The sequence below is a fragment of the Pseudomonas bohemica genome, assembly GCF_002934685.1.
GTDB classification, from domain to species: domain Bacteria; phylum Pseudomonadota; class Gammaproteobacteria; order Pseudomonadales; family Pseudomonadaceae; genus Aquipseudomonas; species Aquipseudomonas bohemica.
Genome location: NZ_NKHL01000102.1, coordinates 94837 through 105207 on the forward strand (window position 1 = coordinate 94837; position 10371 = coordinate 105207).

At 57.7% G+C, this 10371-nt stretch carries 9 protein-coding genes and 1 pseudogene; 9 read left to right on the top strand and 1 reads right to left on the bottom strand.

The window, feature by feature from the left end; genetic code table 11:
• The first annotated feature begins 266 nt into the window (after positions 1-266).
• From CE491_RS10935 to CE491_RS10975, 9 genes are all read left to right on the top strand, one after another.
• Positions 267-1370 carry an IS5 family transposase gene (locus tag CE491_RS10935; RefSeq protein ID WP_110948360.1) on the top strand — a complete coding sequence of 368 codons (1104 nt, stop codon included), beginning with the start codon at positions 267-269 and terminating at the stop codon, positions 1368-1370.
• A 777-nt stretch (positions 1371-2147) separates the two neighbouring features.
• Positions 2148-2771: a CDP-alcohol phosphatidyltransferase family protein gene (locus CE491_RS10940; RefSeq protein ID WP_110948361.1), complete on the top strand. Its 624-nt coding sequence runs from the start codon at positions 2148-2150 to the stop codon at positions 2769-2771.
• Positions 2772-2781: 10 nt separating this feature from the next.
• Entirely contained in the window at positions 2782-4536 is a 1755-nt protein-coding gene (locus CE491_RS10945; protein WP_110948362.1) for a bifunctional alpha/beta hydrolase/class I SAM-dependent methyltransferase, read from the top strand.
• 2 nt (positions 4537-4538) lie between these two features.
• Positions 4539-5837: a phosphatase PAP2/dual specificity phosphatase family protein gene (locus CE491_RS10950; RefSeq protein ID WP_110948363.1), complete on the top strand. Its 1299-nt coding sequence runs from the start codon at positions 4539-4541 to the stop codon at positions 5835-5837.
• Positions 5827-6270, top strand: coding sequence for a hypothetical protein (locus tag CE491_RS10955; protein WP_110948364.1), 444 nt, complete (start codon positions 5827-5829; stop codon positions 6268-6270). The genes CE491_RS10950 and CE491_RS10955 overlap by 11 nt, the downstream gene beginning before the upstream one ends.
• 9 nt (positions 6271-6279) lie before the next feature.
• On the top strand, positions 6280-6900 hold the full coding sequence (locus tag CE491_RS10960; RefSeq protein WP_110948365.1) for a lysophospholipid acyltransferase family protein: 621 nt from the start codon (positions 6280-6282) through the stop codon (positions 6898-6900).
• A 1-nt stretch (position 6901) separates the two neighbouring features.
• Positions 6902-7834, top strand: coding sequence for a phosphatidate cytidylyltransferase (locus CE491_RS10965; RefSeq protein WP_110948366.1), 933 nt, complete (start codon positions 6902-6904; stop codon positions 7832-7834).
• A 264-nt stretch (positions 7835-8098) separates the two neighbouring features.
• A complete protein-coding gene (locus CE491_RS10970) occupies positions 8099-8764 on the top strand; it encodes an N-acetylmuramoyl-L-alanine amidase (protein ID WP_110948367.1) in 666 nt (221 codons plus the stop codon).
• Between the two features lie 74 nt (positions 8765-8838).
• Positions 8839-9216 (top strand): lysozyme inhibitor LprI family protein, encoded by a 378-nt coding sequence (locus CE491_RS10975; protein WP_110948368.1) that lies wholly within the window; start codon positions 8839-8841, stop codon positions 9214-9216.
• A gap of 339 nt (positions 9217-9555) precedes the next feature.
• Here CE491_RS10975 and CE491_RS10980 read toward each other — a convergent pair.
• Positions 9556-10245, bottom strand: a pseudogene (locus tag CE491_RS10980) (IS5 family transposase); the annotation flags it as partial.
• Positions 10246-10371 lie beyond the last annotated feature (126 nt).

A 10371-nucleotide genomic window follows, 5' to 3' on the forward strand; every position in this document is an offset into this window, starting at 1 on the left:
GCTCGGAATGCAGCGCTATTTGCTGGCAATCTATCGGCACCAACACAGCACTGTCCCAGTCTGACTTCACGCGGATTGTTGCGGTGCTGGATTTGCGCAGGTTTGGATATAGGTCTGTCTTGCCTCGGCAACGGGGTCAGTTCAGCATCGGCTTCAACTCGCTGTAGAATTTAATGGCTAGTCAGAATAAAAACTTACCGCCTAGGAGGGTGTAGACAAAATAAACTAAACTCACCACTCTTTCTGCCTGGACAGCCTTGAAAATCATGCCTCGAACCGGACGCCCGCCGGCGATTGCCGCAGAGCACTACCCAATGCTCGTCGAGCTTGCACAAGCCCATCCCTTCTCCAGCCAAGCTGAATTAGCGGATACATTCCACGCTGAAACGGGTATCGCCGCTCATCCCGACACGTTTGCAAAAGCCTTGAAGCTGGCGGGGATTACACGCATAAAGCAGCGCGCCAAGGGCAGCTTTGTCTCACCCGAACCTCGCAAGTCCTATGGCTACAACGAAACGCACCGACGCCAGTTGCCGGAGCAACGATATCCCAGCTGCTTGACTGATGCTGAATGGGCGCTGGTCGCCGATTTGTTTGAAAACCAGGGTGGTCGTGGTGTGCCACCGCGTCATTCTCGACGGACGCTGCTCGAAGCCTGCTGCTATGTAGTACGCACGGGGTGCTCATGGCGCATGCTGCCGCGCGATTTTCCTCACTGGGACAATGTTTACAAGACTTTCCGCCGGTGGAGTACGCAGGGCAAATTTGAGCAGATGCATGATCGTTTGCGCGCGCAATGGCGGGAGAGGGAAGATCGCGATGACGCCCCGTCAGCGGCTGTTTTGGATTCCCAATCGACTCGCAGTTCTCCGCAAGGCGGGGACAGTGGTTTCGACGCTGGCAAAAAGGTGAAGGGGCGCAAGCGGAGTCTGATAGTCGATACGCTGGGCCTGCTTTTGGCGGTGAGTATCAGCGCGGCAAGTGTGCAGGATCGCGACGCAGCGGATGATGCCGTGGCTTATTTGAAGGAAAAATACCCTTCATTGAATACGCTCTTCGTCGATAGTGCATACGCGGGAAAATGGGCTCAGCGCATGCATCAAACGCACGCGGTCGACGTTCAAGTGATCCGAGGGCCAAACAATAGAAGAACGGGGCAATGGTGCTCAGAGCAAGGTGATTTGTTCACGCTAACACCTGCTCCGCCCGGTTTCGTGGTGATGCCCAGGCGATGGGTGGTGGAGCGAACTCATGCCTGGAACGAGAGGGCTCGACGACTGATCATGCACCACGACCGGTTGTTCGCTGTGAGTGAGGCATGGGTGTGGCTGGCCGAGGCACGAATACTCGCACGCCGACTAACGGCTTGATTTTGTCTACACCCTCTAGGAAAACGTGGAGCAATTTAGTATGGTCTTTCGCCTTTCGGATGTGATATTGCTTTGGTCTCAATTTGACTAGCGAAAGGAATGCGAATGTCTGGTTCTAGCGGTAGCATCTGGGACCTTTCACACTCACCGCTTCGTGCAGTGCATTTCAGTTTGACGCTTAGCTTGCCTCACCGAAGCACAGGCGGTTGGGCAGTTGAGCGTCAATAACATCATCGACATTGTCTTCTCATAGCCTGGTAACCGGTAGGTTGTCTCCGCATTGTGGAACAGCGCTGAGGCAGTAGGGATAGTTGACTCACATCTGAACCAACTGCAAAGCCGCATGAGCCAGGGCGAACAGTCCTTGGCAGGTGTGCCGTACGTTGGTGGCGACTAAGTGACCTCGGCTACATTATGACGTTAACGGGCTCAGGGGCTATTTCGAATCAACATGTCAAGCTATCTGCGACAGCTTTAATTCTTAAAATCCCGCCGCCGTCGAGTTTTGACAGGTTGGTGTTGGCATAGAGAGAGCGGCGAGAACGGTTTGACGCTCAAGCCAATAAAGTAAACGGAACGTGCATCCATTGATGATCTGAACGCTCCGTTGACGCCGTTGCTGCTGGTGATTGATATGAGGGCTTCGGCAGAAGCGACGTAGGCTGCAGGAGTTTTGCTGATTTTGAAAGCTATCTCGTGGACCACACTGTGTCGGGTATGAATTTTAGGCACACACCAAATCAGTTAGAGGCTAACGTACAAGGAATCAGCACTCCAATGATTTCAATTTATCAGCTTAAACCGCGTTTTCAGGACCTACTGCGGCCTTTGGTGAAGTGCCTACACGACCAAGGCACCACCGCCAACCAGATCACTGTGCTGGCCGGGGCGGTTTCCCTGGTGGTGGGATTGCTGGTTGGCGGTGTCGCTCAACATGTATGGGTGTTTGCGCTGGTCCCGCTGTGGATGATCCTGCGCATGGCTCTGAATGCCATCGACGGTATGCTCGCCCGGGAATTCGGCCAGCAGTCGCGGCTGGGGGCCTACCTTAATGAGCTGTGCGACATAGGTGCCGACAGCGCGCTGATCCTTCCTTTTGCGTTCATCCCCGGCGTGAGCATGGCGTCGGTGCTGGTGGTGACCTTGCTGGCGGTGTTCAGTGAATACGCCGGCGTGCTAGGGCCGCTGGTCGGTGCTTCTCGCCGCTACGACGGGCCAATGGGCAAAAGTGATCGGGCCTTCGTACTCGGCGTGCTGGCCACTGGCGTGGCGCTGGGCTGGTTCGGAGCCGGTTGGGTCGACTCGGTAATGTGGCTCGTCGCCGCCCTGCTCGCCTGCACCTTGGTTAACCGTGTGCGCCAAGGGATCAAAGAAGCTCAAGCCCCCTCTCCTGTTGCATAAGGATTTTGCGATGCGCGAACAGCAACAACACACCTTCAGTACCCATGATGGCGTCGAGCTTTTCTATCGGCACTGGCCGGCTGCAACTCCAGCAGATACAGAGCCGCACAAAGCGATCCTGCTGTTCCATCGCGGCCATGAGCATTCGGGCCGCATCGCGCATCTGGTTGACGAACTCAACCTGCCGCAATTCGACTTCTTTGCTTGGGACGCCCGTGGCCACGGCCAATCGCCGGGCGAGCGCGGTGACAGCCCCAGCTTCGCCACCAGTGCCCGCGACGTGCAGACCTTCTGCGACCATATCGGCACCACTTATGGCATCGACGAAGAAAACTTCGCGGTCATCGCCCAAAGCGTCGGCGCGGTGATCGCCGCCACGTGGGTACACGACTACGCGCCGAAAATCCGCGCCCTGGTGCTCGCCTCGCCAGCGTTCAAGGTCAAGTTGTACGTACCGTTCGCCCGCCCGGGCCTGGCGCTGATGCGCAAGTTTCGCGGCAACTTTTTCGTCAACAGTTACGTCAAGGCCAAGTTTCTCAGCCATGACCCGGAACGCGTGGCGTCCTACGACAGCGACCCGCTGATCACCAAGGCGATTTCGGTGAATGTGCTGCTGGGCCTGTACGAAGCGGCCGACCGGGTTGTAGCCGATGCCCAGGCAATCCAGGTACCGACCCAATTGCTGGTCTCCGCCGCCGACTTTGTGGTGCACCGCAAACCCCAGCAGCAATTTTTCGACCGCCTCGGCAGCCTGAAAAAAGAACTGCAGATCCTCCCCGGCTTTTTCCACGACACCCTCGGTGAACACGACCGCGCCGTGGCGCTGGCCAGTGCCAAGCGCTTTATCCTGCAGAACTTCGCACACCCGCTGGACCGCCCCGCCTTGCTGGATGCCGACAAACTGGGCGCCACCTGCGCCGAATCCGAATCCCTCGCCGCACCGCTGCCGCGCAACTCCCTGCGCGACCTGTACTGGCGCCTGACCCGCGCCGGCATGGGCCTGGGCAAGAACCTGTCGGACGGGGTGAAACTGGGCTTCGACACCGGTTTCGACTCCGGCAGCACCCTGGACTACGTGTACCGCAACACGCCCACCGGCAAGGGCGGGCTGGGGCGGATGATCGACAGCAACTACCTCAACTCCATTGGCTGGCGCGGTATTCGCCAGCGCAAACTGAACGTCGAAGAGCTGCTGCGCTTGGCCATGGCCAAGTTGCGTTCAGATGATCGCGAAGTACGCATTGTGGACATCGCCGCCGGCCACGGTCGCTATATTCTCGAAGCCTTGCAGGGCGTGTCGCCGCTGCCGGAATCGATCCTGCTACGTGACTACAGCGACATCAACGTGCGCGACGGCGGCGCGTTGATTCGCGAGAAAGGCCTGGGGGATATTGCGCAATTCGTCAAAGGTGACGCCTTCGACCGGGCGGATCTGGCGGCGCTGGCGCCCAAGCCAACCTTGGCGGTGGTGTCCGGGCTGTATGAATTGTTTGCCGATAACGGCGTGGTCAGCGGCTCGTTGGCCGGCCTGGCCGAAGCGCTGGAGCCTGGCGGTTACCTGGTCTACACCGGTCAACCGTGGCACCCGCAGTTGGAGCTGATCGCCCGCGCGTTGACCAGCCATCGCCAAGGCCAGGCCTGGGTGATGCGCCGTCGCAGCCAGGCGGAAATGGATCAACTGGTCGAGGCTGCGGGCTTTCGCAAGATCACCCAGCGTGTGGATGAGTGGGGCATCTTTACCGTGTCCCTGGCACAGAAGATCTGAGCATGCGCGAACCCGGCCTGTTAAAGCCCGCAGTCCTTTGGCTGCTGCTGTTGGCACCGCTGTTTTTCAGCACTTATGGCTTCGCAACCTGGGTCACCAGCCAGCGCAGCGACGTGGGCACTCTGGTATTCGACTGGGAAACCCATATGCCGTTCTGGGCCTGGACCATCGTGCCCTACTGGTCCATCGACCTGCTTTACGGCTTCTCCCTGCTGCTGCCCAACAGCCGCCATGAGCTGAAACAACATGCACTGCGCCTGCTGACCGCCCAAGTGATCGCCGTAAGCTGCTTCCTGATCTGGCCGCTGCGCTTCACTTTCGAGCGGCCGGAACTGGATGGCGTGTTTGGTTGGCTGTTTGCAGTGTTGGCGGGGTTCGACAAGCCGTTCAACCAGGCGCCGTCGCTGCATATCGCACTGCTGGTGATCCTGTGGGTCATGTACCAACGCCACACCCAAGGCTTTTGGCGCTGGCTGGTACATGGCTGGTTCGCGTTGATCGGTATTTCGGTGCTGACAACGTATCAACATCACTTTATCGACTTACCCACAGGCGCCCTTGCCGGCTGGCTGTGTGTATGGTTGTGGCCGTTGGAACATTCAGGACCACTGCTGAATGCTCGGTTTACCCGGGATTCGAGGCGATGGCGGCTGGGTGTGCGCTACGGCCTGTGCGCCTTGGCCCTGATGATTTTCGCCCTTGGCCTGGGCGGCTGGTGGTTATGGCTGTTTTGGCCGGCGGTATCCCTGGGCTTGATCCAGGCGAATTACTGGGGGCTTGGTGCATCAGGGTTCCAGAAACGTGCCGATGGCCGACTGACGCCCGCTGCGCGCTGGCTGTATGCACCCTACCTGGCTGCCGCGTGGATCAATTCGCGCCTGTGGACACGCAAGCATCCACAACCCGACCTGATTATGGATAACGTTTGGCTCGGCCGAATTCCCACGACAAGCGAGCAGGGTTCATTTAAGTCCATCGTCGATCTGTGTGCCGAATTACCGGTTAATCCACAAGGCCGCGCCTATCAATCCCTCCCCGTGCTGGACCTGATCGCCCCGACACCTGCCGAATGCCTGCAAGCCGCGCGAACCATCGAACGTCTCCGTCCAATCGGCCCGCTGCTGGTGTGCTGCGCCCTCGGCTACTCGCGCAGCGCCACTGCCGTCGCCGCCTGGCTGCTGCACAGCGAGCGCGCCGCCACGGTCGATGAAGCGATGGTCATTATTCGTACAGCGCGGACCGATGTGGTGCTGCATCCTGCTCACCGTGAAGCTTTGGAGGGCTTGCCCCATGCCTGCTGATATGGAACTCCAAGTCGTCGCCAGCCTGCTGCGCCGTGGCCGTTCGCTGGATCAGTTATCCACAGGCCTGACGCTGCTCGGCGTGTTATTCGGCCTGGCACAACTGCTGATGGCCAGTATTTTGCCGATCTGCCTGCTGCTCAGCCTGTGGATGATTATCCTCGGCCTGCTGCAAAAGTACTGGTCGCTGCGCGTGGCGTTCGACGCCGACCTGTTCGCCCTGCTGGCCCGCAACACCGACCGTACCCCGTGCCTCGACCAGGCCCTGCAAACCCTCGGCCTGCAGTCGGCCAAGCGCGTTGGCAGGCCCTTGACCGAACGCCGTCGCGGTGCCCTCAAACTGCTGCGCAAACAAGCCTGGCTGTTGGGCGCGCAAGCGCTGCTGACCCTGGCCGTGATCCTCGCCAGTCCCTGGCTACCCTTCGCCGGATAAGGAATTCCTATGTTCGAACCCGTGGTCGCCACGCTGATTACCTCCATGGCCCGCACCGTCACCGGCGCCCGTAGCCTATGGCTGGGCTGCTCGCCGGTCCCGGTGCAACGCATCTATTTCGCCAACCACAGCAGCCACGGCGATTTCGTGTTGCTGTGGGCATCGTTGCCGCAGAACCTGCGCAAATTCACGCGCCCGGTGGCCGGCAGCGATTACTGGAACACAAGCCCCCTACGCCGCTACATCATCAATCGAGTGTTCAATGGCGTATTGATCGACCGCGCGCGCAAGGACCCTGTGGATAACCTCTTGCAGCCCATGCTCGCCGCGCTGGAAGGCGGCGACTCGCTGATCATCTTCCCCGAAGGCACACGCAATCTGGAAGACGGCCTGCTGCCATTCAAAAGCGGCCTGTATCACCTCGCGAAAAGTTACCCGCAGTCCGAATTGATCCCGGTGTGGATCGCCAACCTCAAGCGGGTCATGCCCAAGGGCCGCGTACTGCCGCTGCCCCTGCTGTGCACCACCAGCTTCGGCGCACCGTTGCTATTGGAAGAAGGCGAAGACAAAGCCGCGTTCCTTGCCCGAACCCGCGACGCCTTGCTCGCCCTTGCCCCGGAGCATTCCTGAGATGGATAGCCAAACCCTGATGTTATTCGGCGGGATCGGCGCGATCCTGGTACTCGCCTCGCTAATCGGCCTGACCCTGAAATGGCGCACCCGTGGCGCCCCGAATGCAGTGATCGACAACCTCAACGCCCGCATTAATACCTGGTGGGTGATGGTGGTAGTGGTCGGCATCGCCTTCTGGCTCGGCACCGGCGCGGTGATCCTGTTGTTCTACGCGGTGTCGTTCTACGCCCTGCGCGAATTTCTCACTCTCACGCCCACTCGGCGCAGCGACTACCCGGCCTTGGTCGCTGCGTTTTACCTGGCCCTGCCGCTGCAATACCTGCTGATCTATTTCGACTGGTACGGGCTGTTCTCGATCTTTATCCCGGTCTATGTGTTCCTGCTGCTACCAATCCTCGCCTCCCTCGGCGGCGATAGCACTCACTTCCTGGAACGCGCCTCGAAAGTGCAATGGGGCCTAATGATCGCGGTGTTCTGCGTATCCTACGTGCCCGCCCTGCTGACCCTCGACATCCCGGGCTACGAAGGCCGCAACTTGTTGCTGATTGCCTACTTGGTGATCGTGGTGCAACTGTCGGATGTGCTGCAGTACGTGTGCGGCAAGTTGTTCGGCAAACACAAGATCGCCCCCAACTTGTCACCGTCGAAAACTGTGGAAGGCTTTGTCGGCGGGGTTCTGTTGTCATCGCTACTCGGTACGACACTGTGGTGGATCACGCCGTTCAACCCTTGGCAGTCGTTCCTGATTGCACTGCTGATCAACTTGCTGGGGTTTGCGGGCGGGATTGTAATGTCGGCTATCAAACGCGACCGAGGAGTGAAGGATTGGGGCCACATGATTGAGGGGCACGGCGGAATGCTGGATCGGCTGGACTCGGTGTGTTTTGCGGCACCGATTTTCTTTCATTTGGTGCGATACTGGTGGACATAAAGCGCTCGCCTCTCCCTACAGGTACGAGGGAACTGTACAAAGAGCTCATAGAAATGTGGGGACCGACGTCGATTTGACCCAGTTGCCGAGCTGTCGCAAAACCCAGTCTGACGCCTAGCTAACCATTGCCTGTGTTGACTTATGCCGATATTGTAGTGGTCAACTAATCCCGGATACGGTTCTAAGTGTTTCTTCAGTTTTGCCAGAGCCAACCCATCGTTAAAATGATAAGGATATATCAACCAATACGGTCTGTAAAATACGATGCTCAAAGTGCTGACTTCGAGAATTATTTCATTTGCGTTCATGTTGTGTGGTTCGCCTTGCTACGCAGGCCGGGTCATCGTCGATGGGGGTCACACACCTGCTCATCCAAGTGCAACAGGGGCAAGTGGCAGGGTCAAGCATCTTTACAACCTGGATATGAGCGCGGCAGTCGCACACGACCTTCAGGCCGACGGTTATCGCGTCACGCGTACAGGTGCCACCAATCGGGAAATCGCGCTAGCCGACAGACCTAATGCCGAACCGGATGCAAACCTGTTCGTCTCAGTTCATTATGACTCGATTCTGCAGCCGTGGAGGGACGCGGGTCGCCTTCGAGAGTTCAAGGGATACTCGATTTTCGTGTCCACACTGAACGCGCATTATCGACAAAGGCTCGTCTACGCAAAGATAATGGGTGAAAAGCTGCTCGCGGCTGGCGAAATGCCCACCCTTTATCATGCTACGCCGATCAGAGGAGAAAACCGGCCGCTTATCGATCAGCGACTCGGTATTCAACGTTTCGACGATCTGATCGCGCTCAAAACGACCCCGATGCCGGCTGTACTCGCTGAAGCGGGTGTAATTGCCAATCCCGACGAGGAACCACGCTTACAGAACCCCGCAACGATTGCGAAGATCGCAAATGCAATTCGCAAGGGGTAATTGCTTGCCAGCCCTGACGGGCAGGAATATCTCTACTCAGCCAAGAATTTTAATCAAGAGAAGTGAGCGTGACTATGAAGAAAATCGCAATTGTCCTGATGACTGTCGTTTTCCCCCTCGGGGCATACGCCGCAGGTTGCGCCAAGCCCCGTAATGCGTTCGATCAGGTTTACTGTGCGGGCAACCTTTTCTCACAAGCTGACCGCGATCTGAATCAGGAATATACAGGCCTGCGTAAGCATCTCAATCCAACACAGCAGAGCTCTCTGAAAAATGGCCAAGTCGCTTGGATCAAGCAACGCGATAATCAATGCAGCGAAGAGAAATCTACCGGCTACTTCGTCAATCTGGACTGTGCGGTCGACATGACTCAGAAACGCATGGCATTCCTACAGGAACGCGAACGCGAGTGCACCAGTACCGGCTGCGTCGAGTCGAAGCTCGGCGAGTAAGACTGCGAAAGGGACGCCGTAACGCACGGGGTCGTTTCCCTGTAGTTGCGGCGCGCGGTTTCTATCATAGCGACGCGGAAATCCGACCATGGCAGCCAATACTAAATCGTCCAACTTGCTGGCCCCAATAAATGGGGGATGCGGATAAAAACTTGGACTGGTTATGCCGCGAAGCCCAGGCTCTCACGATACTCAACGGGACTGAGAGCGCCAAGGAATGCTCCGATCAACTTGCTTTACAGCGTCCGCAAGTCGTAATTTTCTCAGCACACAGCGCTATTTGCTGAAAACGGCCTAGTGCAGCGGTCGTCGAGGGCGTTTCTCGCCCGGTTCTGCGTGTTAAGAGCGCAACTCACCCATACCCATTAGCTGTTTTCGAGCCATCCACAGATTCGACAAGGCGAACAGCGTGGTCAGCTGAGCTGTGTTTTTCATCAGCCCACGAAAGCGCACTTTCACGTAGCCAAACTGACGCTTGATTACACGAAACGGATGCTCGACCTTGGCTCTTGTCTGAGCTTTGCAGTACTCGATCTTGCGCTTGGCCTTGTAGAGGACGCTGCGTTTATTGAGCCTGGAATACGTGCTGCGCCGCGCAGCGATTTGCCATATGACCTCACGATTTTCATGCTCTTCACGCTTCTCGACACCGGTGTATCCAGCGTCTGCATAATCCGCGTTTTCTTCGCCATGTAACAGCTCGGCGACCTGCGTGACATCGGCGGCATTGGCCGCAGTGCCATGAACATGATGAACCAGTCCCGACTCCGCATCGGCGCCGATATGCGCCTTCATCCCGAAGAAGTATTGGTTACCTTTCTTGGTTTGATGCATCTCGGGATCGCGCTTTCCTTCCTCGTTCTTGGTCGAGCAAGGGGCATGAATGATGGTGGCATCGACGATGGTGCCTTGGCGCAGGGACAGGCCTTTCTCATGCAGATAACCGTTGATGACCGAGAGGATCGCAGGGGCCAGTTGATGCTTTTCCAGCAGGTGCCGGAAGTTCATGATCGTGGTGTCTTCAGGTATCCACGCCGCCTACAACACACTTGCGAACGTCTTCGGTCTCAATATTACTCATGGCTGGGTGCTCCAACTTTGGAATCACAAACCAATCCACCCGAACCGATTACATGGACAAGACAGTAAAGTGAC

What these genes read in the sequence shown, in the direction of transcription:
- CE491_RS10950 (WP_110948363.1), top strand. Translation starts at nt 4,539, where the DNA reads ATGCGCGAACCCGGCCTGTTAAAGCCCGCAGTCCTTTGGCTGCTGCTG.
- CE491_RS10955 (WP_110948364.1), top strand. Translation starts at nt 5,827, where the DNA reads ATGCCTGCTGATATGGAACTCCAAGTCGTCGCCAGCCTGCTGCGCCGT.
- CE491_RS10975 (WP_110948368.1), top strand. Translation starts at nt 8,839, where the DNA reads ATGAAGAAAATCGCAATTGTCCTGATGACTGTCGTTTTCCCCCTCGGG.
- CE491_RS10965 (WP_110948366.1), top strand. Translation starts at nt 6,902, where the DNA reads ATGGATAGCCAAACCCTGATGTTATTCGGCGGGATCGGCGCGATCCTG.
- CE491_RS10960 (WP_110948365.1), top strand. Translation starts at nt 6,280, where the DNA reads ATGTTCGAACCCGTGGTCGCCACGCTGATTACCTCCATGGCCCGCACC.
- CE491_RS10935 (WP_110948360.1), top strand. Translation starts at nt 267, where the DNA reads ATGCCTCGAACCGGACGCCCGCCGGCGATTGCCGCAGAGCACTACCCA.
- CE491_RS10945 (WP_110948362.1), top strand. Translation starts at nt 2,782, where the DNA reads ATGCGCGAACAGCAACAACACACCTTCAGTACCCATGATGGCGTCGAG.
- CE491_RS10940 (WP_110948361.1), top strand. Translation starts at nt 2,148, where the DNA reads ATGATTTCAATTTATCAGCTTAAACCGCGTTTTCAGGACCTACTGCGG.
- CE491_RS10970 (WP_110948367.1), top strand. Translation starts at nt 8,099, where the DNA reads ATGCTCAAAGTGCTGACTTCGAGAATTATTTCATTTGCGTTCATGTTG.